Source organism: Thalassotalea coralli (assembly GCF_055786205.1).
The window spans coordinates 609,822-634,719 of sequence record NZ_JBVVBK010000002.1 but is presented as its reverse complement, the minus strand read 5'-3'; the positions used below and the strand labels follow the sequence as shown (position 1 = coordinate 634,719).

General features: G+C 37.0%; 25 protein-coding genes, 3 tRNA genes and 1 rRNA gene. 16 read left to right on the top strand and 13 right to left on the bottom strand.

Annotation, left to right across the window (positions count from 1 at the left end; translation table 11 throughout):
• A 5S ribosomal RNA gene (gene rrf, locus ACOB80_RS08255) occupies window positions 1-103 on the top strand; the annotation flags it as partial.
• A 1,345-nt stretch (window positions 104-1,448) separates the two neighbouring features.
• Here rrf and ACOB80_RS08250 read toward each other — a convergent pair.
• Entirely contained in the window at window positions 1,449-1,856 is a 408-nt protein-coding gene (locus ACOB80_RS08250; protein WP_473165332.1) for an ExbD/TolR family protein, read from the bottom strand.
• Window positions 1,857-2,270: 414 nt separating this feature from the next.
• On the opposite strand from ACOB80_RS08250, the gene ACOB80_RS08245 reads away from it, so the two are divergent.
• Window positions 2,271-4,280: a methyl-accepting chemotaxis protein gene (locus ACOB80_RS08245; protein WP_473165331.1), complete on the top strand. Its 2,010-nt coding sequence runs from the start codon at window positions 2,271-2,273 to the stop codon at window positions 4,278-4,280.
• A 255-nt stretch (window positions 4,281-4,535) separates the two neighbouring features.
• Here ACOB80_RS08245 and ACOB80_RS08240 read toward each other — a convergent pair.
• From ACOB80_RS08240 to ACOB80_RS08230, 3 genes are all read right to left on the bottom strand, one after another.
• Window positions 4,536-4,611, bottom strand: a tRNA-Val gene (locus ACOB80_RS08240).
• A gap of 29 nt (window positions 4,612-4,640) precedes the next feature.
• Window positions 4,641-4,716, bottom strand: a tRNA-Val gene (locus ACOB80_RS08235).
• Between the two features lie 37 nt (window positions 4,717-4,753).
• A tRNA-Val gene (locus ACOB80_RS08230) sits at window positions 4,754-4,829 on the bottom strand.
• Between the two features lie 253 nt (window positions 4,830-5,082).
• Between ACOB80_RS08230 and gltX the strand changes: the two genes are divergently transcribed.
• Entirely contained in the window at window positions 5,083-6,495 is a 1,413-nt protein-coding gene (gltX, locus tag ACOB80_RS08225; RefSeq protein WP_473165330.1) for a glutamate--tRNA ligase, read from the top strand.
• Between the two features lie 82 nt (window positions 6,496-6,577).
• Here gltX and ACOB80_RS08220 read toward each other — a convergent pair whose 3' ends face one another.
• Window positions 6,578-6,955: a glutaredoxin family protein gene (locus tag ACOB80_RS08220; RefSeq protein ID WP_473165329.1), complete on the bottom strand. Its 378-nt coding sequence runs from the start codon at window positions 6,953-6,955 to the stop codon at window positions 6,578-6,580.
• A gap of 268 nt (window positions 6,956-7,223) precedes the next feature.
• On the opposite strand from ACOB80_RS08220, the gene ACOB80_RS08215 reads away from it, so the two are divergent.
• A complete protein-coding gene (locus ACOB80_RS08215) occupies window positions 7,224-7,928 on the top strand; it encodes a substrate-binding periplasmic protein (protein WP_473165328.1) in 705 nt (234 codons plus the stop codon).
• A gap of 30 nt (window positions 7,929-7,958) precedes the next feature.
• Here ACOB80_RS08215 and ACOB80_RS08210 read toward each other — a convergent pair whose 3' ends face one another.
• Window positions 7,959-8,369: a VF530 family protein gene (locus ACOB80_RS08210; RefSeq protein WP_473165327.1), complete on the bottom strand. Its 411-nt coding sequence runs from the start codon at window positions 8,367-8,369 to the stop codon at window positions 7,959-7,961.
• 207 nt (window positions 8,370-8,576) lie between these two features.
• On the opposite strand from ACOB80_RS08210, the gene ACOB80_RS08205 reads away from it, so the two are divergent.
• On the top strand, window positions 8,577-8,927 hold the full coding sequence (locus ACOB80_RS08205) for a HopJ type III effector protein (protein ID WP_473165326.1): 351 nt from the start codon (window positions 8,577-8,579) through the stop codon (window positions 8,925-8,927).
• An 82-nt stretch (window positions 8,928-9,009) separates the two neighbouring features.
• On the opposite strand, the gene ACOB80_RS08200 is transcribed toward ACOB80_RS08205, so the two are convergent.
• From ACOB80_RS08200 to ACOB80_RS08190, 3 genes are all read right to left on the bottom strand, one after another.
• Window positions 9,010-9,756 carry a substrate-binding periplasmic protein gene (locus tag ACOB80_RS08200; protein WP_473165325.1) on the bottom strand — a complete coding sequence of 249 codons (747 nt, stop codon included), beginning with the start codon at window positions 9,754-9,756 and terminating at the stop codon, window positions 9,010-9,012.
• 123 nt (window positions 9,757-9,879) lie between these two features.
• The gene (locus ACOB80_RS08195; RefSeq protein WP_473165324.1) at window positions 9,880-10,338 is read right to left on the bottom strand and encodes a hypothetical protein; all 459 of its coding nucleotides are present in this window, start codon (window positions 10,336-10,338) and stop codon (window positions 9,880-9,882) included.
• A 78-nt stretch (window positions 10,339-10,416) separates the two neighbouring features.
• On the bottom strand, window positions 10,417-11,001 hold the full coding sequence (locus tag ACOB80_RS08190; protein WP_473165323.1) for a flavin reductase family protein: 585 nt from the start codon (window positions 10,999-11,001) through the stop codon (window positions 10,417-10,419).
• A 272-nt stretch (window positions 11,002-11,273) separates the two neighbouring features.
• Here ACOB80_RS08190 and ACOB80_RS08185 point away from each other — a divergent pair, with 272 nt between their 5' ends.
• From ACOB80_RS08185 to ACOB80_RS08160, 6 genes are all read left to right on the top strand, one after another.
• Window positions 11,274-13,304 carry a hypothetical protein gene (locus tag ACOB80_RS08185; RefSeq protein ID WP_473165322.1) on the top strand — a complete coding sequence of 677 codons (2,031 nt, stop codon included), beginning with the start codon at window positions 11,274-11,276 and terminating at the stop codon, window positions 13,302-13,304.
• 250 nt (window positions 13,305-13,554) lie between these two features.
• Window positions 13,555-13,746: a hypothetical protein gene (locus ACOB80_RS08180; RefSeq protein WP_473165321.1), complete on the top strand. Its 192-nt coding sequence runs from the start codon at window positions 13,555-13,557 to the stop codon at window positions 13,744-13,746.
• A 170-nt stretch (window positions 13,747-13,916) separates the two neighbouring features.
• The gene (locus ACOB80_RS08175; protein WP_473165320.1) at window positions 13,917-14,096 is read left to right on the top strand and encodes a hypothetical protein; all 180 of its coding nucleotides are present in this window, start codon (window positions 13,917-13,919) and stop codon (window positions 14,094-14,096) included.
• A 133-nt stretch (window positions 14,097-14,229) separates the two neighbouring features.
• A complete protein-coding gene (locus ACOB80_RS08170; protein WP_473165319.1) occupies window positions 14,230-14,487 on the top strand; it encodes a DUF2999 family protein in 258 nt (85 codons plus the stop codon).
• Window positions 14,488-14,753: 266 nt separating this feature from the next.
• Window positions 14,754-15,059 carry a hypothetical protein gene (locus tag ACOB80_RS08165; protein ID WP_473165318.1) on the top strand — a complete coding sequence of 102 codons (306 nt, stop codon included), beginning with the start codon at window positions 14,754-14,756 and terminating at the stop codon, window positions 15,057-15,059.
• Window positions 15,060-15,386: 327 nt separating this feature from the next.
• Window positions 15,387-16,616 (top strand): DUF418 domain-containing protein, encoded by a 1,230-nt coding sequence (locus tag ACOB80_RS08160; RefSeq protein WP_473165317.1) that lies wholly within the window; start codon window positions 15,387-15,389, stop codon window positions 16,614-16,616.
• Window positions 16,617-16,692: 76 nt separating this feature from the next.
• Here ACOB80_RS08160 and ACOB80_RS08155 read toward each other — a convergent pair whose 3' ends face one another.
• The gene (locus ACOB80_RS08155) at window positions 16,693-16,923 is read right to left on the bottom strand and encodes a DUF2789 family protein (protein ID WP_473165316.1); all 231 of its coding nucleotides are present in this window, start codon (window positions 16,921-16,923) and stop codon (window positions 16,693-16,695) included.
• A gap of 256 nt (window positions 16,924-17,179) precedes the next feature.
• Here ACOB80_RS08155 and ACOB80_RS08150 point away from each other — a divergent pair, with 256 nt between their 5' ends.
• The 4 genes from ACOB80_RS08150 (at window position 17,180) to ACOB80_RS08135 (ending at window position 20,115) form a co-directional block, all read left to right on the top strand.
• On the top strand, window positions 17,180-17,386 hold the full coding sequence (locus ACOB80_RS08150; RefSeq protein WP_473165315.1) for a hypothetical protein: 207 nt from the start codon (window positions 17,180-17,182) through the stop codon (window positions 17,384-17,386).
• A 158-nt stretch (window positions 17,387-17,544) separates the two neighbouring features.
• On the top strand, window positions 17,545-18,300 hold the full coding sequence (locus ACOB80_RS08145) for a hypothetical protein (protein WP_473165314.1): 756 nt from the start codon (window positions 17,545-17,547) through the stop codon (window positions 18,298-18,300).
• A gap of 66 nt (window positions 18,301-18,366) precedes the next feature.
• Complete coding sequence (locus ACOB80_RS08140; RefSeq protein WP_473165313.1) at window positions 18,367-18,786, top strand: BLUF domain-containing protein; 420 nt, start codon at window positions 18,367-18,369, stop codon at window positions 18,784-18,786.
• Between the two features lie 93 nt (window positions 18,787-18,879).
• Complete coding sequence (locus tag ACOB80_RS08135; protein ID WP_473165312.1) at window positions 18,880-20,115, top strand: lytic murein transglycosylase; 1,236 nt, start codon at window positions 18,880-18,882, stop codon at window positions 20,113-20,115.
• 68 nt (window positions 20,116-20,183) lie between these two features.
• On the opposite strand, the gene dsbB is transcribed toward ACOB80_RS08135, so the two are convergent.
• Together dsbB and nhaB are read right to left on the bottom strand one after the other, a co-directional pair.
• Entirely contained in the window at window positions 20,184-20,702 is a 519-nt protein-coding gene (gene dsbB / locus ACOB80_RS08130; RefSeq protein WP_473165311.1) for a disulfide bond formation protein DsbB, read from the bottom strand.
• 124 nt (window positions 20,703-20,826) lie between these two features.
• Window positions 20,827-22,419 (bottom strand): sodium/proton antiporter NhaB, encoded by a 1,593-nt coding sequence (nhaB, locus tag ACOB80_RS08125; RefSeq protein WP_473165310.1) that lies wholly within the window; start codon window positions 22,417-22,419, stop codon window positions 20,827-20,829.
• A gap of 205 nt (window positions 22,420-22,624) precedes the next feature.
• Here nhaB and fadR point away from each other — a divergent pair, with 205 nt between their 5' ends.
• On the top strand, window positions 22,625-23,335 hold the full coding sequence (fadR, locus tag ACOB80_RS08120; RefSeq protein WP_473165309.1) for a fatty acid metabolism transcriptional regulator FadR: 711 nt from the start codon (window positions 22,625-22,627) through the stop codon (window positions 23,333-23,335).
• A gap of 37 nt (window positions 23,336-23,372) precedes the next feature.
• On the opposite strand, the gene ACOB80_RS08115 is transcribed toward fadR, so the two are convergent.
• Window positions 23,373-24,896, bottom strand: coding sequence for a SpoVR family protein (locus ACOB80_RS08115; protein ID WP_473165308.1), 1,524 nt, complete (start codon window positions 24,894-24,896; stop codon window positions 23,373-23,375).
• Between the last annotated feature and the right edge of the window lie 2 nt (window positions 24,897-24,898).

Here is a 24,898-nt window from a genome sequence, read left to right as displayed (position 1 = left end):
AGCATTGTAGAACCACCTGACCCCATGCCGAACTCAGAAGTGAAATGCAATAGCGCCGATGGTAGTGTGGGAGGTCCCATGTGAGAGTAGGACATTGCTAAGCACCTAATTAGAAAGACCCGTAGCTAACGCTACGGGTTTTTTGCTTTGTAGGGTTTAGAATGTCCTACTCTCGAGTAGAGGAAAATTGGTTAATAGAGAAAGCCAACAGTTTGGCTTTATCCCAATTTTTCAGCACGAGCTCTGCGAGTGATAAGTCTATTGCTAAGCACCTAATTAGAAAGACCCGTAGCTAACGCTACGGGTTTTTTGCTTTTTGGGGTTCAAATCTTCGACTTGAGCTTTGTATGTAACCAATTTATCTTGAAGAAACTAAAGGGCATTCCGTTTTGCAGACCTAAAGTAAGAGTCAGAGTAGGACACCGCTCTATGCCATCCCTGGCATCGCGGCATTAGTGCATCCATGCACGTCATTGCTAAGCACCTATTTAGAGAAACCCGTAGCTGACGCTACGGGTTTTTTGCTATTTGGGGTTTAAGTCTTTGACTTGAGCTTTGTATGTAATCAATTTATCGAGAAAAGACTAACGAGTATTCTGTTTTACGAAGCTAAAGAATGACACCGCTCTATGCCATCCCTGGCATCGCGGCATTAGTGCATCCATGCACGTCATTGCTAGGCACCTATTTAGAAAGAAAAGCCGCTCGATGAGCGGCTTTTTTTATATCTAGCATTTAGAGGTCGATAAAAATATTCTTTTCGGTAATTACTCCTGCATTACTCTAGTGCGCTAAATCCATGTTCATAAGCCCCGCAGTTAACGCTACGGGGTTTTACAATAAGGGTTTTATATTCTTTTATTCAAACTTAGCAAGTGGCTAGTTTAAAGAGAAGAGACTAAAGGGTACTTCGTTTTAAGACCTAAAGTAAGAATCAGATCTGGACACCGCTCTATGCCATCTCTGGTAAAGCGGCATTAGTACATTCATGCACATTTCTTACTAAGCCTTATCTTTATAGATGTGTATTAAACTTACATCTGTAAGAGGCTAAAGAGAGTCTAAGCAGCTCGGATTCTAATTCGTTGTATTTATTTTCTGCCATTAAGTATTTACCTAGCGATTCGTAATAGGCAAAGTTTAACTCCATGGGCTTATTGCAAGATAATGAGAAAAGGACTTAACTCTAAGCAAGAACAAAAGTGGATTATAGAGGCTGTTATTGACGCTTTTTCTTATGCGCTTATGGGAATGGGGGCAGGGTTGTTAAAGTATTGTTTAGGGGCCTTTTGATGGCTTTTAATAAACATTAAAAAAGTGAGATCGTTTTGGTTATTAAGTATCGTCCTATTCTTTCGCTACCATAGGTCGAAAACCTTAACTAATAGATGAAATTCAGACATAAAAAAACCAGCGTTAACGCTGGTTTTTTTACAAGTATTGGTATCCTAGTCGGCTTTACCACCAATAGAAATTGATAGTTGATCAAATGCCTTAATTTGGTCAATTACTTTAACTACCATTTCATGAGTAGCCTCTTTATCAGCTAACACTACTGCAGCAGACGTTTGGTTTTCTGCTAAAAAGTTTTCTATACGAGCTGATAAACGCTCAATATCAACACGCTTACCGTTTAGCTTAACATGACCTGAGTCGCTAATTTGCACTACAACGGTAGGGTTGCTTTGATCAGGAGGAGTACTTTGAGACTTTGGTCTATTAATCATTAAGCCTTCTTCTTTAACGAAAGAGGTAGTTACGATAAAGAATATTAATAGAATGAAAACGATGTCCAACATTGGTGTCATATCTACTGCGCTTTCGTCATTCTCTGAAAATCTGCTTCTTCTGCTCATGTCTTGCCCGAAATATAAGTTTTTTAAATTCTACGATTTGTATCGTAAGCAATCTACGATTTCACAGTGCAAATGTCAAATAAACTATTAAAATTAATCTTAAATACTCTGTGAAAATGGCTAGTTTGTTAAATTTTTCTAACAAATTGGTTGCAGGTAACGAGGAAAGTTCATAGAGCAGAGATACAAACGAACTAATTGTTCCTCATTTAGAATTCCAAAGTTTGAGTGACAAAAGAGAAAAGTTAGCTAGGAAAGTGGCTAAAAGTAAAATCGATGAGTATGAACTGTTATATCTTTGTAATGATTGATTGTTTTTTGTTTCTGCTCATGGCGATTCTGTAGTTTTTTTGTTAGTTTCCATTGCGAATATAATGTATACGTTAACATCCAGTCGAGTAAAAAGATTCGTTTATGAATATTAGAAATTCAGTTATTGCAAAACTCATAAGTGCTACAGCATTAGGGATTTTTTTGGTGCTTTTACTTACCACGTTATTTGTAGTGAATAAGGTCAGTGAAACAGCAAATGATAACTTGAATAAGGACATTCGTAATGCATTAGAACTTAATAGTTCTAATATAGAAAATTACTTCACCGACCATATAACTAGGGCCTCTGTATTATTTAGAAATCCGTCATTGATTGATTGGTTTACTGAAAGAAAAGTTAGAGGAAGTAGCCTAGATGGTCGAGGGTTTGAAGTCGTTAAAGAAGTTTTAACCAGAGAGGTTGAAGATAGAAAAGATATATCTTCTGTATTTTTTGGTTCAGCATTTACGGGAGAGTATTTCTTAGAAAAGGGTATATCTGCATTACCAGATTATAATGTGCTTTCAAGGCCTTGGTGGAACAAAGTTAAAGATTCTAAGCAATGGAATGTGGGAGGGGTCGGATATGAGCCCCAAATAGAAGCCTTTTATGTTGCTTTAAATATGCCCATCTATAACTTTTCAAATGAATTTATAGGTGTAGGAGGGTTGGATATATTCTTACACTCTATCGACGATTTAGTATCAAACATTAATTATAATGGCCAAGGTCAAGCCATTTTAATCGATCATAATGGCGATATAATCGTATTTCCAGGCGAAAAATTAGCAGATGTTGATGTAGTTAATAGAGAAACTCATAACATCAAAATAGCAACTCTTGACAACAAAGAAGGGAACCAAGGCTTTGCTAACCTTTATAATAAAATGTCCAACCAAGATGTGGGCGTTTCTGATATTACTTGGAAAAATGATAATTACTACGTTCAATTTAAGGGCGTTAAAGTTGAAAAATTAGGCCTAAATTGGAAGTTAGCTATAATAGTTCCAGAACATTACTTATCTGAGCCGGCAGAAAATGCGGCTCTGTCTGCTATATTTTTTAGCTTTTTAATCTTGTTAATTTCTTTGGTAATTATATTTGTAGCAACCTCGAAGTTACTACGACCATTATTGACAGTAAAACATACTCTTGTAGAAATAGCAGATGGAGCTGGTGATTTGTCACAACGTATTCACGTTAAAAGTGAAGACGAAGTAGGCCAGTTATCTGAATCATTTAATAAGTTTATCGAGCAGATCCAAAATATTGTAAAACGAGTTCAACTTACTAGTGACGAGTTAAAACAAACTACGGCTCAAGTAAGTCATGTGAGTGAAGTTACGGCGGCGAAAACTGGAGAGGCACAACTAGAAATACATAGCGCGGCTGATACGGTCACGCAAATGGCTGAAACAGCTCATGTCATTAAAGAGCAAATATCTATCGCTCAATCAGCTACTGATACAGCAAGTAAAAGCTCTAAACGAGGACAGGAGGTTATCGCAAGTTCTATGGCAGGGTTAGATAGCCTAAACAGTAATTTTGATAGTGCCGTTCATACCATCGAAGAGTTGAAAGAAAGCAGTCAATCAATTGGAGAGGTAATGGACGTTATTCGTACAATTGCAGATCAAACTAACTTGTTAGCCCTTAACGCTGCAATTGAATCTGCGAGAGCTGGTGAACATGGACGTGGCTTTGCTGTTGTAGCAGATGAAGTTCGTCAATTGGCACAACGAACTCAAGAATCTACTGCAAGTATTCAGTCTAGTATTGAAGATCTTCAACACAAAGCAAATGCAGCTGAAAGCCAGATGGCTGAAACACGTAGCCAAGTTTCAAAATATATGGAAGAAAGTGAGCTGGTCAATGAGCAACTAACAGAAATTGGCCACGTTGTAGAAGAAAACAAAGAGAATATGCAAAGTATTGTTAATATTACTAATGAACAAGATGATGTTGCTCAGCAAATTACACGTGTTATGCAGCAGGTGAATCGTCTTGGTGATGAAACAAGTAATGAAGCGCAAAGCTTGCAATACGTGAGTAACGAGCTAGAAACTAAAACTAACCATCTAAAAGAATTAGTTGAAAGGTTTAAAGTTTAACTCTCTTTAATATTCATAAAGGCTCCTGTAAGGGGCCTTTTTTATGTATACAAGATAATTTTCCTGGAACCGGCTATCAATTTAACAAGCTGGCAAAGTTTAAGTATGAGAGAACAACATTACTGATGTGGAGTAAGGTGTCATTGAACACTAGGTTGGCTCAGGCATTGTAAAGAGTAGAAGGTGCTTGCACCGCAAAAATTATTCTACGTTTTTGATGGTTTAAATCGGATAAACAAGATTCTTATGAAGAATTGGTGGACGGTACTGGGCTTGAACCAGTGACCCCCGCCTTGTAAGGGCGGTGCTCTCCCAACTGAGCTAACCGTCCGGGTCGTGAATGATATAACCTAGAAGAATTGGTGGACGGTACTGGGCTTGAACCAGTGACCCCCGCCTTGTAAGGGCGGTGCTCTCCCAACTGAGCTAACCGTCCGGGTTATATCTACAGAAACGTCTACTTCAATCAGAAGTGGTGGACGGTACTGGGCTTGAACCAGTGACCCCCGCCTTGTAAGGGCGGTGCTCTCCCAACTGAGCTAACCGTCCGTCTCTGTTGGGGGCGTATTATAGGGGGAACTAAAATACTGTCAACACGATTTTTCCAAAATATTGCATTTTTTTCTTAAATTTGAATTAAGTGAAGATAATTTACCCAAGATGGTCACTTAATCGGCTTTTTACCATTACATTAAAGAGGCAATGGTGTAATCCCCAGAATAGCCTGTTAAAATACGCGGCAAAATAGCCGGATATCTTAAAGCTGGCTAATAAACTGTTAATTATAAATAGTGAGACCTTTATGAGCTTAACAACTCGATTTGCTCCAAGCCCAACAGGCTATTTGCATGTTGGTGGTGCTAGAACTGCATTATATAGCTGGTTATACGCCCAAAAGAATGGCGGTGACTTTATTTTACGTATAGAAGACACCGATTTAGAAAGATCTACACAAGAATCTGTGGATGCCATTATGGACGGTATGAATTGGTTAAACCTTTCGTGGACAAAGGGACCATATTTTCAAACACAGCGCTTTGATCGTTATAAAGAGGTCATTGCTCAGCTAATCGAATCTGGTAATGCATATCGTTGTTACTGTACACCTGAAGAAGTGGAAGCTATGCGTGAAGAAGCGCGTGAAAAAGGTGAAAAAGAAAAATATAACGGTATGTGGCGAGAGCGCACAGATTACCCTGAAGATAAGCCGTTTGTTATCCGCTTTAAAAACCCACTAGACGGTAATGTCGTTATTAACGACTTAGTAAAAGGTGATATCACTATTTCTAACGAAGAGTTAGATGATCTTATTATCGCTCGATCTGATGGCTCACCAACGTATAACTTAACAGTTGTTGTCGACGATTGGGATATGGGAGTTACACATGTAGTTCGTGGTGATGATCACGTAAACAACACGCCGCGCCAAATCAATATATTAAAAGCACTCGATGCTCCTTTACCTGAGTATGCTCATATTCCTATGATTTTGGGTGATGATGGCAAACGTTTATCTAAAAGGCATGGTGCTGTTTCTGTCATGCAATATCGTGATGACGGTTATTTACCTGAAGCACTATTAAATTATTTAGTGCGACTAGGTTGGTCACATGGCGACCAAGAGATCTTTTCACGCGAAGAGATGATAGAGTTATTTGATTTGTCTGGTTGTAACCGCGCGCCGTCTGCTTTTAATACAGAAAAGCTAATTTGGGTGAATCAACATTACATTAAAACACTTGATCCTGAATATGTTGCAGAACATCTTGCCTGGCATATGGCCGATCAGGGAATCAATACTGAAAGCGGGCCAGCACTAGCTGAGATTGTTAAAGTTCAAGCTGATCGTGTTAAAACGCTAAAAGAAATGGCACAAATTTCTTCATACTTTTATCAAGACTTTACTGAGTTTGATGCAACTGCCGCTAAGAAGCATTTAAGACCTGTTGCTGAAGAGCCGCTTAAAGTCATAAAAGGTAAATTAGCTGAATTGGATAACTGGGTAGCAGCAGATATTCATGCAGCAATTAATGCTACAGCAGAAGAATTATCTGTTGGTATGGGTAAAGTTGGCATGCCGTTACGTGTGGCTGCTACAGGCGCAGGGAACTCTCCTTCGCTTGATGTTACCTTAGAAATTATGGATAAAAATAAAGTGTTAGAAAGAATTGATATGGCTTTAGCGGTTATCGAAGAACGTAAAGCTAATAGCTAATTTATAATTCTTTAACGGATATTAAAAAACGCTAGCCTTGTTATCAAGCTAGCGTTTTTTATTGGATTCTGTGTAAGAGTGTTTACGCGTTTACTTCTTGATTTTTTACCCAGTTTTCCAAATAAGCAACGATATCTTTAGATTCGTATAACCAAGTACTATCGTTTTCTTCGTTGATAAACAAGCATGGAACTGTGCGCTTTCCACCTTCATTTACTAACTTCTGAAGGTTTTTCTCTTCCTTAATATCAATTGTTTGAAGAGGGATGTTTAGTCTCTTTGCTGCTCTTCTTACTTTGACACAAAATGGGCACGCATTTAATTGATATAAGGCAAGCGCCTTACTATTAGTATCGATGTTGTATTGGACTTCAGAAGAGTGTTTGGTTGATTTAGGTGAAAAAATGAAGTTGAACAATAAGATAATTCTGCCGATTATCCAACGTAATATCTTTAACATCTGTACTGCCTTAGTGAAGTTGCTTAAAAGGGCGCTATTTTAGAGATGACGATAATAAGTGCAAGCTTTCTGGGCTAAAGGAAATAAAAATAATTGGTCTTAAATGAGTTATTAAAGGACTAAAAAATAAATCTTAGATAAAACAATAAGTTTTACTAAAATAGTATAAAGTACAAGTTTTAACTAACTCGTTAAAAATTGCGATATGAAAAATAATTTCTTTTTGAAAATTAAAATAGATTTAAAAATATTCTGTTGTTGTTTCTTCATGCTGACTTTTCAAAGTAATGTGAGCGCAAATACCGAAGACCTAACGGCGAGTGTTGCTAATATTCCAATCCATTCTGAAGTCATTAACGGTAAAGCTCAAGGTGGCTTTGTTGACGTGGTAAAGTTGTTAGATAGTAACTATCAGTTTGGGGAAATTCGATTTCAAATATTCCCGTTTGCACGATCAATCGCAAACGTTAAAAATCATAAGGCGGATTTTCATTTACCTCTTATTCGCCCAAACTCGGAAGTTGAGGATAATGTTGAATTCTATTATGTAGAAGAACCCATTTGCCAAGTCACTTTTGTTTTATACACCTTAAAGAGTAATCGTGAATTAACCGCGAAGAATGCTAACGAATTCAGCATAGATACCCATCGTGGTCATCAAGAAATGTTTGCATTTCCTACAGGGGAAGTAAGCAGCATAGCTATGGGGATTAAAAAGCTGCTAAACGGCAGAATAGATGGCTTTGTTTTCGAACAAGAGGCGGTCGATAAATATATTAAAGAAAACAAATTAACTTCGCTAAAAAGGCAGTATTTTGCGACCTTTGATTCTTCAATTATCGTGCCCAAATCAGCTAAAGGAAAAGAAGTTTCTCGCCGTTTAAGTCAATTGTTAAAAGAGGTTAAGCAAACTAACGAGCTAACAAAAATTACTGCTAATATTCATCGACCCTATCAAGACTGGCAACCATGATAACTAAATTGCCAATCTAATTATTGGCAATTACATGTTTCCCCAAGGTGAGTTATTTTTATTCGAGTTTCTTGCTCTCGCTTTTTCAGCTCTTTTTAACCTTAGCTGCTCAGCGTCTTCAAAGCTTAGCTCTGCAGGCTCTTTAGGTTGCTGCTGCGGAGGAATAATTCGTTCACGTGGTGGCTTTTCAAATTCACTATCACTCGCGCGTGGCAGATTCTTAAACTGATACAAATAAAAAGATTCTACTTTTTCTCTAGCCCAATCTGTTTTCTTTAGAAATTTGTTACTTGAAGCAATACTAGGGTTTTTGTTAAAGCAATTGAGATTTAAATAGGCGTATAGCAGCTCAAAACCGTAATGTTCAACGATCTCAGTCAATATCGTATTTAGGCTTTTTCCGTGTAACGGATTATTGAGGTAAGGGTTGTTGTCAGTCATAGTTTGCTTTGAGTGTTTGTTAATTTGGTAAGTATAGTGAATGCCCGTCTTAATAGATATAAAAGTCAATGTAAGTGCTCGAAAATTATGCATTAGATAAGTTTTCTATAAACCAGACAAAAACACACTAACCCATTGCATTTTTTATCTGTCCATTTTTTGGGGTTTATCACAAAACGTTGTCAGTTTGTATTAAAGGAATGTAGCATGAGCCTAACTGCGCAAGAATTGATTAAAAAACTCAATGAACCTCAATGTAGAGTTGAGTTTAAAGACGTTATTTCACATATAGAATCTTACTATAGTTATTCACCTACAAGGTTTAGTAATGGTGAGGTTGTCAATGAAGCTGGAAGCAATGAGGGGTCGTGTAAAATTTTTGCCTTTGCGTTATTACACCATCTATCTGAACAAGCAACATTAAACTGTTTCGGGAATTACTATCATCAAGATGTGATACTCAACCCTGAAAACACGGATCATGCAAATATTCGCAACTTTATAAAATCAGGGTGGGCTGGAATTAATTTTGATTCTTCAGCTTTAACACCAAAATAGATTGCCGAGAAGTCCCTTTGTCACCATGTTAATCGGGCTAGGGGCTTCAACAAATCAAACACCATCGCCGACAATTTACTGACTAATTCAGGCCCCATTCTCTTCTTATTTTTTTTAGTTGCCCTGTATCTTTCAACTTTTGGTAGGCGTTTTGGTACGCTTTTATTAATTGTGGCTCAGAATTATGACTGAACGCGATATACAAGTTAGATGTTGTTTTTGCTCTTTTATGTACAGGAATAAAGTCTTCAGGGTTAATTCCTAAATCTTTTGCTAAAGATTTTAATGTGTATTCGCTCATCATCAATACATCAGCTCTTTCTTTATGAACAAGTTCTACCACTTGCCGTTCATAAACTGCAGTCACTATGTGTTTATGGTTTCTTTCTTTTAGAATCCTATGGCCATGTGAGCCCCTTGATACCGCATAGCTTACATGTTCAAGTTGCTCTTTTGATAGTGAATGCTTTTCATAGTTTTTTTTCAGCCCCCAAATATGAGATTGGTGTTGAGCTACACTACCAACCCAATGAAACTTGTTTTCTCGTTCAGGCGTTCTAGCTAGAGAAAAGATTAGGGTATTCTTAGATTGTTGAACGAGAGAATAAGAACGTGCCCAAGGCATCACTTGAACATTAATTGAATCGCCAGTAATAGCTGATAAGGCATTTACGATATCAATGGATAAACCCGATACTGTACCTTCTTCACTGTAGACTTGGTAAGGAACTAGAATTTCGGTATAGGCAGTAATCTCTTGGCTATGTGCTTTTAATTGGCAAAGTAAGACAAAAATACAAAAGTAAAACTTTAAATTTGTACTGTTCACATCTATTCCTGGTCTCTCCTGAAAGTGGCGAGATTATATTACAACTATGCTTGGACTGAAATCGGAACTGTTAAGGTGCTTGATGAAATACCTGCGCTTCAACCCTCGGGCTATAGGTTGTTATTAAGCTGATTCTTCTACAAGTTTGAGCTTTTTACCCATTAATCCTAATAAAGTGGCATTTAACGAACCGAGTTGAGACTCAAGTGCCTTGATTTGCTGTTCAGCCTGCTCAGATTTATCATTTCTTAATTCTGACAGTTGCTGTTGGATTTCTTTAATTTGCTCTTTGGTCTTTTCGATTAACTTATCTAACTGTTCAAGCTCTTTATTCTCGGTATTTTCTGGCGAATTTTTAGCTTGGGTCTCTTGTTTTTTTTCTGTTTGCTCGTTTAATGCGTTTTTCATTTCATCACGTAATTTTTCTCGAGCTTGCGTTGAGATATTAACGGTTGAATTTTCGTTCGAGAGCGCGTACTTAGTATTTGCCTTTTCTTGTGTTTGTGGCAAATCTAGATGCGTAGTGTCAGCGGTAGTAATTGAATAAGCCGCTTTGCTAGTAATGCTAAAGGATAGATTCATTGAACGCGTTAGTTGATGATCGATATATCCTTATCGACCATCACTCTTAAAACTTTAAACTTTTTGTTTTTCTCTCGTTTATTCTGGACGCTGTTTTTTGAATGGTGATGTAATACCTGAATATTCACTAGCTCCTAATCTAGCTAAAGGGTTTACTTTGTCTGCGTGAATCTTTGTTCGCCCATTATGGGTGGATGATACCTGTTCGCTGATGTAAAGCTTTTCTACTTCTACGAATATTAAAGATTGAGGAACATCACCTAACTCTTTTATTTCATATAATTTGCAGCCAAAAGCAATATCACAATGCTTTAATCGGGGTAATTCGAAATCTTCGAACGGAACAGTTGCTAATTCATTACTTTCTCCCAACTTTAACTCTGATTGGCCTAACGGAAGAGTTGCAGCGGTAGCTGTCACCAGATCTGCTTGTTGTTCGTTAGCAATATGAATTACCATTTTTTCGTTAGCAAGCACATTAGTTAATGTGTCTTTCGCTTCTCCTGTAGGCTTTTTTCCTACAGAAAGCATAAGCAGGGGAGGTGCACTTGATACCGCCGAAAAGTAAGAAAATGGCGCCAAATTAAAGCTGGGCTGTTCATCCTCATTATCGAATTGTGTTAATGCCCAAGCAATCGGTCGAGGAATGACAGTTTGTGTCATTAAATGGTAGCGTTGGGTTGGAGTGTATTGAGAAAAGTCAAAAATCATAGGTGTTTAATTGAAAGCCTTTTTCGTTAGTTACTATATTCAAAATTAACATATCGCTGTCAAGCGTGTATTTAGCCTAGCATAACTGTTTATTTGAACTTTTATTTGTTTTATTAGGACTTATGTATAACAAAATTGTTTAGAAAAAGTTAATTTTTTCGTTTGTTCTTATACCTTCATTGTATACAATGCCGCGATTTTATTAAAAAATAAGGACATAAACAGTGACGTTTAACAAAAAATCAAGCTTTGCGTGCATTTCGTTGCTTGCTCTAGCTGGGTGTTTAGAAGTAGAAGACAACAATTCTAATGATGCATTAGTAAAAGCTATTGAGGAACAAAATAAGATAATCCAAGAGGGAAATAACAACCAGGGAGAAACGGTTGAAGCTTCAGTTACATTAGTTGGTAAAGTAACTTCTCCTAATGACGGACTCGATATAGATAGTGCAACGGCAATCTTTAAATATGGCTCTGTCGTAGTAAATGATATTGATATTGCTGCTGACGGTACTTTCGAAATAGGTGATGTTCCGTTTTCTTCTGACTATCAATTAGTGATTACAAACGAAGATGGTACGTTGAGAAGTAAAGCCTTCTATGGCACCTCTAGAGCAAGTGACGATGCCTCTGGTGTCGTTTATCAGGAGATTGGCTCATTAACGGTATACGAAAATGAAACCTTAACATTTTCTGTTGTTGATGATGAAACGGATCAGTTTATTGATGATCTTAAGCCTTTCAGTTATTCGTTTAATTATTTAGACGGTCGAATCGGCAATGTATTGAGTCCTGAAGAGTATGCGACTCAAGCTACTTACGATGAAGAAACTGGCATCTATTCAATAAGTGTTGATAACCGCGATGATGCTGTAATTTATTTCCCACTAGATACAGATGGCGATGGCGAGCTAAATTATGAAGCGACTTATTATTTTAGCAATGGTTCTCTCTATACAAACAAAGCTAATTTAGAAGAAAACGATTTACGCTTAAAAACTGTTACTGAAGAAGTACCAGTGGTTTACGAAACTCAACTAAGAATGTCAATCTTGGACACCGACGGTGAAGTTTTCGAAAATATTGAAGTGGTTGTTGATGATGAACTAAATGGTCAAAAGCAAGCGGTGTTTGATAGTGAGACACAACAATTTGTACTTGATGTTAAGTTTACCGAGGAAGTTTTAGTATCTATTCCTTCTTTTGCAATTGATAATGTAACTTACCAAAGTAGTTACTTTAAAGTGAGAAGGTCAACAAGCTCTAGTTACAATGAGCACTTTTACGTTGTAGTTGGTGGCAACAATAGTAATAGTTATTACGTCCCGAACACCACAGAGGTTATTGATGCAGTGACAGTGATAAACGCAACGAATTTGTATTCAGATTTGGAAGTGGTGCTGAGCGAAGTTAAAGAAAATGAAAACTACCGTTATGAAGTCTTTTATTCTAATGCTATTGAACTATTAGACGACAGCGTTGAATTAATAATGCGAGATAAACTTTCCGTTATCGTGGGTAACGAGTCGGGTGATGATATCGTACCTGATGGTATAACATTAATTTCAGAGCAAGATGAAGCTGTTGATGTAGAAAGTAGTTTATCTCTAAACAACACCAAACTAACAGTCACGCCTAAACAAATGCTTGCAAGTGGCAGTTATAGATATAATGTTGGCACTATAAAAGATAGTATTGCAGATATGTTAGTTAACCCACACGGTGACCATAACTCCAATTTTTACGTTACATCAGAAGTGCCATTCTCTATCGAAAATATAGTGCTTGATAACAATAACTACACTACTTCTGGTAATGTTATTTTGGCGACAAATAGTGCTGGGGAAGCAAGCTCTGCTTATAACTCATCTTCTTCGGTTTACTTGTTGATCCCATATGGCAGCCTTGATGATTTAGAAACACTTACTTTATTAAAAACCAAAGTTGTGACAAATAATACTGCGTCTGACGAGTCTCAGTTCTACTACTTAGTTAAAGATGGCTATTTCTATTCGTCTTCGTTGAAATCTTTAGTTTCAACGAGTCAAAATGAAGAGATTCTTTACGATGGCATTGGCTCTTATGATGTTTCTAGAGGAACCAGTGTAGAAAATGGTAAATATCATTTGTTTTCAATTAATGAGTATTTATCAGATGACGTAGAAGGTAATGAAAATTCTGTTACGTTTAACTACATTATTGAAACTAAAAGTGGTGAAGTATCAAACGGTGAAATAACGTTAAAAGTTAAGTAACCTCTATTCATTCACGAATAAAAAAAGCTGCTTTAAAAGCAGCTTTTTTTTATCTAGTTCTCTTTATCAAACCTAAAAAGTAATCAAATTAAACAACCGAAAAAGTAATTAGTAATTTTTTAATGTTTTTTGTTGCAATTAGATGAATTTTTGATTAATTTATATTGTATACAATCTTTCGGGTGGTTAGGTTTTACATCTTTAAGATAAAGTTTTGCACTTTCTTTATAACCGTAAGGAGCATATATCAATGACAACGTCAAAAAAGACCTATGAAAACAGCTCATTAATTCCTAATGACCAAATACGTTCTTTTGGTAAGTCAGTGCAAAAGAAAGTGAACATCGGTTTAAAGTCAGTATCGAATCATTGTAATTTCAATGAAAAAATTTCACCTAATGACATAGAAGACAACGTTAACTACGTTCTTGGTTATAATTAATCAGACTTCACTTTAGTTAAGTTGCAATTCGCCTAAATGTTCAATGCAAATTGCAAATTTTTTAGGCTAAGAGACAGTTGTATTAAGTAAACTGATTGATTTTACAGTTAATTATTTGTGGCGCCAAATATGCTTCTTAAATTGTGAAGCGGGAAGTTAAGGAGCATAAGATGAGAGACAGTTATCAATCAATCCAAAGACCAATCATAATGTCGGCTGAGCAAATTGCTAACTTTTATAGTTCAGAGCGACGTCAGAAACATAACAAGCGTTATCTAGATGAAAAAAATTGTCAGCATGAACTAGAAGACTTTGAAGAGAACGAGAATTTCATTCTAGGGTATAACTAGTATGAACATACCGGCACTTAATTAATCAACCTCTATTCTTATAGAGGTTTTTTATTTTTAATGAATGTTAACCCATTTGTCCTATGAATGATTATGTTTATAATGCGTCTCTAAACTTGAGTAGGAATGTTTTATGAACCCAATTATTCTATTGCTTAAAGAAGCACAGCTAAGCGATGAAAAAATTAAAAGTATTTTTAATGAGCTCACGCAAAATCCAATTGCCGCAATGTCAACGATTAGTTCGTTAGGAATTGCTCCTGAGAAACTTCAGCCAGTAATGATGCAAGTGATGACTAATCCATCATTAATTAATGATGCTGTAGAGGAGCTTGGTTTAGATAAAGATGCGTTAGAAAAAGCCAAACAAGAGCTTAAATCTCAACAGTAGAAAATCACTTCTTTAAAGTGATTCATCGAGGCGTCGATTTGTTTTTCGTGGCCTCAATTTCCCCTGAATACCTTTCTTACTTTGCATTCACTTTTAAAGAAAATAAAAATTGAATTTAAATTTTATTTAATTTCAATGATATAGCTTTAAAATTCAAAAAAAATGTTTGCTGTCACATTTTGTCATAAACATGTAATAAAAATATGCTAGGTACTTTGAAGCCTGTTTTGCTAGACTTATTTTGAAATCACTTAAAGGGGGTAATTATGTATAGAGCTATACTGACAGCGGTAACCGTTTTAAGTTTTAGTCAAGTTACGTTAGCGGCAGATAAATCTGAAGTGCTTAAATGTGTTGACGCACAGAATATGCAATTTGAGCAATCTTGTGTAAATAAAACTTTTAAGAGACATAGCAAACAAGAAAGCTTCTTTAACAAGCTCGCTAGTAAAGAGTACCCGTTACAACGAGATGCTCTAGCTAGTATTTCACTTCATGCAGATAAAAACTTAATTGAAGTTAAAACTTACAAAGTAGATGTCACCTCTGCGCCATTGTTAGCATCTAAATAAATAACAAAGCCACATAGATATAAACTGCTCGCAAAGTTATCTGGATTTATGTGGCTATTAATTTCTCGCCTCCTATGTATTAGGCTGCTCTACCAAACTGTAGCAGATTTATTTACCTCTATATTTCTTCACTTAAAAATTGTTTTACTTATAACTTCTTCGAAAAGCTTCATTCATTGGATTTAGCCGTTTGTCTATTCGATTTAGGTATGAGATCAACCACAGGGAACGTCTACTTGTTTCGATGTCCAAAATAGATTGTAATAAACGCGTTAAGAATAAGACTAATAAAATTTATAAAGATTTAGAAGTTTTGGAAGAGGACGTATGACGGATCAAAATTACTCAGCTCCGATAGACAAAAAAGAGCGAATTGTAACTTTAGACATTATAAGAGGAGTTGCTATTTTGGGTATTCTTATTATGAATATCCAGGCATTTTCTATGATATTTTCTGCCTATGTTAACCCTATGGCGTATGGTGATTTAACAGGCGCCAATTTTTGGGTTTATTACTTAGGACACATATTTGCTGACCAAAAGTTTATGACTATTTTTGCTATGTTGTTTGGCGCTGGTATTGTGCTTTTAGCAAAAAATGTCGAAAGTAAAGGTGGAAATTCGGCCCGAGTTCATTATAAGCGAATGTTCTTTTTGGCCATATTTGGTTTGATTCATGCCTTAGTTTTTTGGTACGGGGATATTTTACTTGGGTACGCTATCGGTGGCGCTTTGGCGTATTTAATGTATGAAAAGTCGCCTCGATTTCTCATCATTATGGGAATTTGCTTAATTACTACTATGGCGTTGCTCATGTGGGCCTTCTCTTTTGTTCTGCCAATGTTGCAAGGCCCAGAGCTTCAGGAAATGCAAAACTTATGGAAGCCATCTGCGGAAATCGTTGCCAAAGAAGTAGCTTCAGTACAGTCTTCTTGGGTAGATGCGACAGAGTATCGAAACACCATGTTTGGGCATGCTGTTGGAAATATTCTTTTCTATGAGTTTCGCATTATCGGATTAATGGCTATAGGCATGGCTTTGTATAAAATGAATTTCTTTGGTGATAGGTACTCGTCTAAAGCTTTGATTAGTGTGGGCTTAGTATTATTTATCTTAGGCACAGGCTTATCTGCTTACGGTTCGCATTTGAATTTCGCTTCTGAATTCCCTTTAACTTCAATGATTTCAGCTGGTCTATATAATTACTGGGGGAGTATTTTCTCTGCTATTGCGTATATGGCGTTTTTAATTGTGTTTTGCCGTTCTTCTGTACTTTTACAGGTGAAAGCTGTACTTGCCAATGTAGGTAAAATGGCATTAACTAATTACCTTTTACAGACATTAATATGTTGTTTTATTTTCCATGGATGGGGATTGGGCTATTTCGGTGAAGTAAGTCGAGTAGGTCAGGCTTCTATTGTAGTGGGAGTCTGGGTGATTTTGATTAGCTTTACAATGTATTGGATGAAAGGGCATCAATTTGGTCCTATGGAGTGGGTTTTAAGACGACTAACTTATGGTAAAACGTCGGCAAAACCTGCGGAAAACGCAGCTTAAGATTGAATACTTATAGCAAAGTGAGCGCTATGGTTGAATACTGTAGCGCTTTTTCTTTTAGCTTAGATATCGATATTTACCTTAGTAGCAGATTTAACCCTCTTATTACTTCCGACCAATCGGAATTCTCAGTGAGTATTTGTTGTAAAAACTCTGTGTGAGTTGTTCCATTGGCAGTCGCCTCAGCTAATGCAATATCAGCAGGAATACCAGCGTTATTGTCAATGAATCTATCTATATTTGCGGAACTACTATCAATTCCTAGCTGGGAAAACAAACAAGCCAGTGAGCGTTTAGAGGTTATCATCGCAGGCTCCAGAGTTTATTTAACTTAACCCAAATTATAGACCAGCGCTGCTGAATTCGCCTTTAGTAGCATTCATAAGTGGTAGAACCGAATAAGAAAAAGTTCGAAAGCAGTCAAAAAATTAAAGTAGTTAAAGAAGCGTTATATCATGAAGAGTAGTTCCAATTTTAACCCTTTTTCTTACCGCGATGACTTTAGCGAAAGCAATTAGTCACTGCTATAATTATTGATAAGGTTTAAGCAATGGAGAAGTATAATGGTTGAAAGTATTCAAGGCTCAAATTCTTCTATTGCTCAGGTGATTCAAGAGCAAAATAAAGTTAATCAAGAGCAAGAGAAGCAACGTTTACAAGATATTGAGAGACAAAATCAACTAAGAGAATCTCAAGAAGAGCAACAACGTGCTCAGCAAGAGAATAGGAATGAAAGTAATCGTGGCCAAAATATTGATGTGAGTGTGTAGGAGCCTTTTCGCTTAGAACCACAACATGTTGATTCACTTTGCAAACAGCTTCTCTCTGGCGTTAACTAAAGCCTTTAAAAATCGCCAAGCCTTATTATTTTTCTTGAAGTATTCTATTATGATTCAATTGGTTAAAGATTTATGGATGAAAAATTGAAATGTCAGTGCATATTTTGAATGGCGACGCGCTTTTAAACCGCTTTCCAGAATTTATTAGCGGCGAAAGAATTGTTGCTCGAGAGTGTCTAGTCGACGGCTACCGTTCTCTTGAAGATTTAGAAATTTTTTTAGATAAACGTGCTGAGTTTATTGGAAGTTACCCTCCTTGTACTAAAGAAGACTATATTCGTGATTCCATCCCAGAATTTAGAAAAATACTGAGCTTAGCTAAGAATGAAGATATTACTCTTTGGTTTGAAGAAGACCTCTTTTGCCAAGTTAATTTATGGTTTGTTACTTACTTACTCGATATGGCTCAAGTAAATAAAGAGATATACCTAATAAGGCCGTGTAAAGGGTGTGAATATAATTTTTCTGGTATGTCAGATAAAAAATTGCAGCAGGCATTTAATGACCGAATTCAACTACAGGCTGAAGATATTAAGCTTCTTGCTGAACTTTGGCGCTGTTACGCGTTGAACGACTTAATTAAACTTAAGGAAACGGGGCACCAGTTATCGCCAAAACTCGCTTTTATCAATAACGCCATTGCTGCGGAGATGGCGAGAGCACCAGATAAAAGTGGCTTTGGTAAGCCTGAACGCATGCTACTTGATATAATAAACAAGAGAAAAGAAGATAATTTAGGTATCGGTTTTCCAGAGGTCTTTAGAGAATTTTACTCAATTTCTGGTATCTACAGCTTTGGTGATCTACAAGTAAAGAGAATGTACGACCAATTGATTCAAGATTAACTCTGATCTAGTTTTAAACTTGGGGCGTACTGTTTTATTGGGCTACTTTGATTGAGGGTCTTTGATATGTTTATGGTAAGGTTACTGTATGTAAGCTCAATTTCTTCTTCTTTTGAAGAAAAAGATCTTATCGATATTTTAGAGACAGCTAAGTCAAGAAATAAGCACTCGGCGATAACGGGTATTTTGTATTTTAATAGAAAATATTTTCTGCAGTGCTTGGAAGGCTCTCGAGAAGATGTTAACGCTACGTTTCATCGTATTTTAAATGATCCTCGCCACGAAAAAATAGAGATTTTGCAATATCAAGAGGTAAATTCTAGGGCGTTTTCTCAGTGGAATATGGGGTTTCTTCCATTCACGGAAAGTACCAAAGATACCATACTGCAGTATTCCATGTCTGAAGAATTTGAGCCTTATGAAATGTCCGGTGACAGTGCACTAAATTTGATGACAGCATTGAAAGATATTATTCCAGTATCTTGATTGAAACCTAAGTTTATTGCCTTTTAAAAGATAATTGTTTACCTTGCTGTTAGACGAATATTTTCTCCAACGTTTTCACAGTTAAGGTCTTCAATGCGTCAAAAAATTTTCAAAGCTTTTTCAATCGCTCTGCCATTATCGTGCGCAGTAGCTCCTGTATACGCAGCAATCGAACAAACTAAAGATATAGAGAACAACATTGCTCAAGAGGTAAGAACATTTACACAATGTCAGAGTGACTTTTTAGTGCGAGCTAAGAATGAGCAGTTAACTGATTCTACCGTTGCAGTTATCAATAAGCTTACACCTATCGAACGAGTGATAAAGCTAGATAAAAACCAGCCTGAATTTGCGCAAAGCTTTGCCCAGTATGTTGATAAACGAGTGAGTAACTATCACATAACGAATGGGAAAAGATTACTACAAGAGCATAAAGAGCTTTTAGACAATCTTCATGCAAAATACGGTGTCGCACCTCAATATTTAGTTTCTTTTTGGGGTCTTGAAACCGTTTTTGGTCGCCATAAAGGCAAGATTGAAATTCTTAACGCGATAGCTACCTTAGCATGTGACAATAGACGAAGTGAGTACTTTACGGATGAACTGTTTGATTTATTACACTTAATCGATAATCAAACAGTTGCTACTGAGCAACTCAAAGGCTCTTGGGCTGGCGCAATGGGTCATATGCAGTTTATGCCTTCTGCAATGCGTAAGTACGCTATCGATGGTGATGGTGACGGCAAGATAGATGTTTGGCAAAGCGAAGTAGATGCGCTTACTAGCGCTGCACATTATCTATCAAAAATAGGCTGGCAACGCGGTGAACGGTGGGGGAGAGAGGTTGTTCTGCCTGACGGTTTTGATTTCTCAGCATTCGAATACGATAAGAAATATCCGTTGAGTGACTTTGCTAAAGCTGGTGTACGTCAAACAAATGGTAATGCGTTGCCTCAATCTACTATGCAGGCTGAATTAGTATTACCTAATGGCCACCAAGGACATGCATTTTTAGTGTATCGCAATTTTGACATAGTGATGAAATGGAATTTATCGAAGAACTATGCGCTATCGGTGGGGATTTTGGCGGACAAACTTAAAGGAGCTCAAGGCGTAAGCAAAATTACTTCTCCGAAACCATTGCCATTTAGTCGAACGCAATTAACTGCATTGCAATCTAAGCTCAATGATTTAGGTTTTAACAGTGGTAAGCCTGATGGTATTTGGGGGCCAAATAGCCGAAAAGCGATCCGTGCATTTCAAATGAAAGAATCATTAATTGCAGACGGTTTTCCTAATGAAGAGGTGTTTAAAGCGCTTCAACTTTAAAGTGCTTAGTTGATAGTCTTGCTTGTTGTTTGATGTGAAAGACAAGCAAGACTATGGTAGGCATTAGATTAGATAGACTTGGTAGACGCTATTCTTGCAAGTAAAACAACACCAAACAAAGCAGTATACACAAGGAAAATAAAGACCATCCACTGTGGCATGCTAAAGCCTAAAAACTGCCAACTTATTTCTCCACAATCGCCAGTTGCTGCGAATAAAGCAGGAATCCATTCATGTAAAGGGGCCCAAGTTGGAAAGTTAGGTTCAAATTCGCAACTAAATAAAAATGAAAACTTAGCTGTTTGTGTTTGCACATGTTCTTGCGCAATGATTAATCCCCAAATAGCTCCTGTTCCCCAAAGCCCAAAAGCTACAATTCTAGCGACTATATTTTTACTGCCTATGCTCCCAATGACACCAGCGAGGAAAAGCGCCCAAACTGCTACGCGTTGATATATACACATAATACAGGGCTTTAAATCCATACCGTATTGGAAAAACAGCGCAACTAGTTCAAACACTAGGGCACTAATGGCTAATAATTGCCACGCTTTTTTATTAGAAGCTAAATCACTTAAAAACTTCACTTAATCACCTTAATAAACTTAAACTTTTTATAGTAAACAATAAATTACCAAATATTTCATCAGCAATTTGTAACAGAAATAAAAAAAGCGCTTGTTAAAGCGCTTTTTTTATTTTATTTCAAGGCTAGTGGCCGACTAAATCATTTCCTTTGCCATCCGTCACCTGATGATGAGAAATCATGCCACTGTCGTAAAAATCTTGAGTTTTAGATTCTAAGAATCCTGATTGGATCATGATTAAACCAACAATAGTTAGTACGATAGTATAAGGGAACGCCATTACAACCATTCTGCCATACGATAGCCTGATGAGAGGGGCTAAAGCTGACGTTAACAAGAATAAGAACGCAGCTTGACCATTTGGTGTTGCAACACTTGGTAAGTTAGTACCCGTGTTAATGGCAACTGCTAATAAGTCAAACTGATCTCGAGTAATAACACCGTCTAACAGCGCTTTTTTAACTTCAGTAATATACACAGTACCAACAAACACGTTATCACTTACCATAGACAGGAAGCCGTTAGCTAAATAGAACATGACGAGCTGTTGACTGCCTTCAAAGGTCAGTACCCAGTTGGTTACTGGTGCAAAAAGTTGCTGATCAATAATTACCGCAACGACAGCAAAAAATACGGCCAATAAAGCGGTAAACGGTAAGGCTTCTTCAAATGCATGTCCGATTTGGTGTTCTTCGGTAACACCTGTAAAAGAAGTTGCAAGAATAATAATAGTTAAACCAATTAAGCCAACAGCAGCTAAATGTAGTGCTAAAGCAACAATTAACCAAATGCCGATAACGCCTTGCATAACTAATTTAGCATTGTCTCTCTTAGTGCGATTACGGCTCTCGTTTGCATCAAAATCGATAAGAATCTGTTTTACTTTTTCAGGGAGTGGAGCGCCGTAACCAAACCATTTCAGTTTTTCTAACAGCGCACAAGTAATTAAACCAGCGATTAAAACTGGGAAAGTAACTGGTGACATTCGAATCGCAAATTCCATAAATTGCCAACCCGCTTGATCGCCAATAATAAGGTTTTGTGGTTCACCAACAATAGTACAAACACCGCCTAATGCTGTACCTACACCAGCGTGCATTAAAAGGTTTCTTAAATAAGCACGGAAACTTTGAAGGTCTTCACGAGAATATTCAGTGACTTCTGAATCGGTAGTATGATCGTGATCATGATGGACTTCTTTACCAGAAGCGACTTTGTGATAAACAGAATAAAAGCCAACCGATACACTTATTATTACCGCAATTACGGTTAGCGCATCTAAAAATGCCGACAAAAAGGCACTTGCAAAACAAAACAATAGTGAAACAACTGTTTTAGATTTTACCTTAGTGACTATTTTGGTGAAGAGAAATAAGAGTAAATTCTTCATGAAGTAGATACCAGCTACCATGAATATCAATAGCAATATTACTTCAATATTAACCTCAAGCTCGTGAAGAACTTTATATGGTGTCGTCATACCAATTGCTACGGCTTCAATAGCTAATAGACCACCCGGTTGCAAAGGATAACACTTAAGTGCCATTGCAAGCGTAAATATAAACTCTAATACTAAAACCCAGCCCGCGACATAAGGGCTGACAAAGAAAAAGAGGATTGGATTAATGACTAGGAAAGCAATAATGGCTAATTTGTACCATTCAGGCGAATTGCCCAGAAAATTCTTATAGATTGCGCTTGCAAATGTTTGTTGCATAGTAAACCTTTTCGCAAATAGTGGTTAGTTAGCAGGATGCGTACTATCCATTGTTATTATCATTTATCAGTTCAGATACTTAGTGTAAGCATTAACAATGCCCTTGTAAAATAGAATAAAATCTACTTTTTTAGAAGCTGCTTGTGCCAAAAAAATCTTCTGGTACAATCAGTTTGAAATTTAGTTAGTTGGTAATGGACCTAATATGGTTATAAAAGCACATAGTCCAGCAGGGTTTGCTGAGCAGTATATTGTTGAATCTATTTGGAATGGTGGCTTTCCTCCAGGGTCTATTTTACCTGCTGAAAGAGAATTGTCTGAGTTAATCGGTGTTACGAGAACCACGCTACGTGAGGTTTTACAGCGTTTAGCACGCGATGGTTGGTTAACGATAAAACACGGCAAACCAACAAAAGTTAACAATTTTTGGGATACATCAAGCTTAAATATTCTCGAAACTCTGGCTCAGTTAGACCAAGATGGTATTCCTGATCTAGTAGACAACCTTATGTCAGCTAGAACTAATATTAGTGCTATTTATGTTCGTGGTGCCATTAGGAATAACCCCGAAAAAACCATTGAGCTGCTAGAGAAGTACAAAGAAATTGAAGATACTGGTGATGCCTTTGCCGAATTTGATTATCAACTAAACAAAGAATTGGTTGTAGCGTCAGGTAACCCTATTTATTTATTAATTTTAAATGGCTTTAAAGGCTTGTATTCACGCTTAGGTAGTTTGTATTTTGCACATCCTAAAGGGCGTGAAATTTCTCGTCAGTATTACGATAAGCTAATTGAGTTAGCAAAAGATGGTCAATTTGATGATTCCGTACTGTATGTTCGTAAGTATGGCTTAGAATCTGGAAAGCTTTGGGCTGAATTAAAAGACGATGTATTAAAAGAGCTCGCTAAGTAAGCAATATTTTCGTTTTAATGTCTTAGAAGAGAGGCTGCTAATTACTAGCAGCCTCTTTTTTTTCATCCGGAATAGGGCACTGCGCAATTATTTTATCTTCGCCATTTCCATCTTCTTCAACTAATTTGATATCAAACTGCCATAGCGAATACAGGTGTTTAAGTACTTCGTCTTTACTGTCCGCTAGTGGGATTTCATTATGCCTTGTATATTTTAATGTTAACGAACGGTCACCTTGTATATCTGCATTTATTATTTGAATATTTGGCTCTAAATTACTCAAATTATATTGATTAGATAATGCACTGCGAATGGTTTGGTAACCTTGTTCATTGTGAATAGCTTCAACATTAATAAAGCTCTTGCTGCTATCGTCATGTACTTGGAATAATTTGAAGTCCCGCATTAACTTTGGTGACAAAAACTGGCTGATAAAGCTTTCGTCTTTAAAATTTTCCATCGCAAAATGCACTGTATCTAACCAGTTACTGCCGGCAATTTCCGGAAACCAAATTTTATCTTCTTCAGTTGGCTCCTCGCAAATCCGTTTAATGTCCATAAACATATTAAACCCTAAAGCATATGGGTTAATGCCGGAATAGTATGGGCTGTTATAATCAGGTTGCGCCACCACATTCGTGTGATTGTGGAGAAACTCCAACATAAACTGATCGGTTAGCAACCCTTCGTCATATAAGTGATTCAAAATGGTATAGTGCCAAAAACAAGCCCAGCCTTCGTTCATTACTTGTGTTTGTTTTTGAGGATAAAAATATTGAGAGATTTTTCGTACAATTCTAACAATTTCTCTCTGCCAAGGTTTTAACAAAGGCGCATTTTTCTCTATGAAATAAAGAATGTTTTCTTGTGGCTCTGACGGGAAAACAGAGCCTGTTGCTTTCGTTGATTGCTTATCCTCAGGCAAAGTTCGCCACAGCATATTCACTTGTGATTGAAGGTACTCTTCGCGCGATTTTTGTCTTTTTAGCTCTTCAGTTAGCGAGATCTTTTGTGGCCGTTTATATCGGTCAACGCCGTGATTCATAAGAGCATGACAGGCATCGAGGCAAGACTCGACTTCATCAATACCGTATTTATGTTCACATTCTGCAATATAATTTTTAGCAAACAATAAATAGTCGATAATTGAACTAGCGTCAGTCCATGATTTAAATAAATAATTGCCTTTGAAAAAACTGTTATGGCCATAGCATGCATGTGCCATCACCAGGGCTTGCATTGTTATAGAGTTTTCTTCCATTAAGTATGAAATACAAGGATCTGAATTTATAACTATTTCATAGGCCAAACCCATTTGGCCTCTTTTGTAGGTTTGCTCTGTTTGAATAAACTTCTTCCCAAAGGTCCAATGGTGATATCCGATAGGCATACCAACACTGGCATAGGCGTCCATCATTTGCTCTGCTGTAATTACTTCAATTTGATTTTTGTATGTATCTAGTCGATAGCTCTCTGCGACACGAGCAATTTCTGTTTGATATTTTTCTAATAAGTCAAATGTCCAATCAGGGCCATCAGATAAAGGAGAACGTGTTGTCATGC

Bases quoted from the DNA above. Each gene is read 5' to 3' on its own strand.
- ACOB80_RS08170 (WP_473165319.1), top strand. From the start codon at position 14,230: ATGAACCCAATTATTCTATTGCTTAAAGAAGCACAGCTAAGCGATGAA.
- gltX (WP_473165330.1), top strand. From the start codon at position 5,083: ATGAGCTTAACAACTCGATTTGCTCCAAGCCCAACAGGCTATTTGCAT.
- nhaB (WP_473165310.1), bottom strand. From the start codon at position 22,419: ATGCAACAAACATTTGCAAGCGCAATCTATAAGAATTTTCTGGGCAAT.
- ACOB80_RS08140 (WP_473165313.1), top strand. From the start codon at position 18,367: ATGTTTATGGTAAGGTTACTGTATGTAAGCTCAATTTCTTCTTCTTTT.
- ACOB80_RS08245 (WP_473165331.1), top strand. From the start codon at position 2,271: ATGAATATTAGAAATTCAGTTATTGCAAAACTCATAAGTGCTACAGCA.
- ACOB80_RS08205 (WP_473165326.1), top strand. From the start codon at position 8,577: ATGAGCCTAACTGCGCAAGAATTGATTAAAAAACTCAATGAACCTCAA.
- ACOB80_RS08220 (WP_473165329.1), bottom strand. From the start codon at position 6,955: ATGTTAAAGATATTACGTTGGATAATCGGCAGAATTATCTTATTGTTC.
- ACOB80_RS08250 (WP_473165332.1), bottom strand. From the start codon at position 1,856: ATGAGCAGAAGAAGCAGATTTTCAGAGAATGACGAAAGCGCAGTAGAT.
- ACOB80_RS08135 (WP_473165312.1), top strand. From the start codon at position 18,880: ATGCGTCAAAAAATTTTCAAAGCTTTTTCAATCGCTCTGCCATTATCG.
- ACOB80_RS08210 (WP_473165327.1), bottom strand. From the start codon at position 8,369: ATGACTGACAACAACCCTTACCTCAATAATCCGTTACACGGAAAAAGC.
- ACOB80_RS08150 (WP_473165315.1), top strand. From the start codon at position 17,180: ATGGTTGAAAGTATTCAAGGCTCAAATTCTTCTATTGCTCAGGTGATT.
- ACOB80_RS08175 (WP_473165320.1), top strand. From the start codon at position 13,917: ATGAGAGACAGTTATCAATCAATCCAAAGACCAATCATAATGTCGGCT.
- ACOB80_RS08160 (WP_473165317.1), top strand. From the start codon at position 15,387: ATGACGGATCAAAATTACTCAGCTCCGATAGACAAAAAAGAGCGAATT.
- ACOB80_RS08155 (WP_473165316.1), bottom strand. From the start codon at position 16,923: ATGATAACCTCTAAACGCTCACTGGCTTGTTTGTTTTCCCAGCTAGGA.
- ACOB80_RS08215 (WP_473165328.1), top strand. From the start codon at position 7,224: ATGCTGACTTTTCAAAGTAATGTGAGCGCAAATACCGAAGACCTAACG.
- ACOB80_RS08165 (WP_473165318.1), top strand. From the start codon at position 14,754: ATGTATAGAGCTATACTGACAGCGGTAACCGTTTTAAGTTTTAGTCAA.
- ACOB80_RS08190 (WP_473165323.1), bottom strand. From the start codon at position 11,001: ATGACACAAACTGTCATTCCTCGACCGATTGCTTGGGCATTAACACAA.
- ACOB80_RS08115 (WP_473165308.1), bottom strand. From the start codon at position 24,896: ATGACAACACGTTCTCCTTTATCTGATGGCCCTGATTGGACATTTGAC.
- ACOB80_RS08180 (WP_473165321.1), top strand. From the start codon at position 13,555: ATGACAACGTCAAAAAAGACCTATGAAAACAGCTCATTAATTCCTAAT.
- fadR (WP_473165309.1), top strand. From the start codon at position 22,625: ATGGTTATAAAAGCACATAGTCCAGCAGGGTTTGCTGAGCAGTATATT.
- ACOB80_RS08195 (WP_473165324.1), bottom strand. From the start codon at position 10,338: ATGAATCTATCCTTTAGCATTACTAGCAAAGCGGCTTATTCAATTACT.
- ACOB80_RS08145 (WP_473165314.1), top strand. From the start codon at position 17,545: ATGTCAGTGCATATTTTGAATGGCGACGCGCTTTTAAACCGCTTTCCA.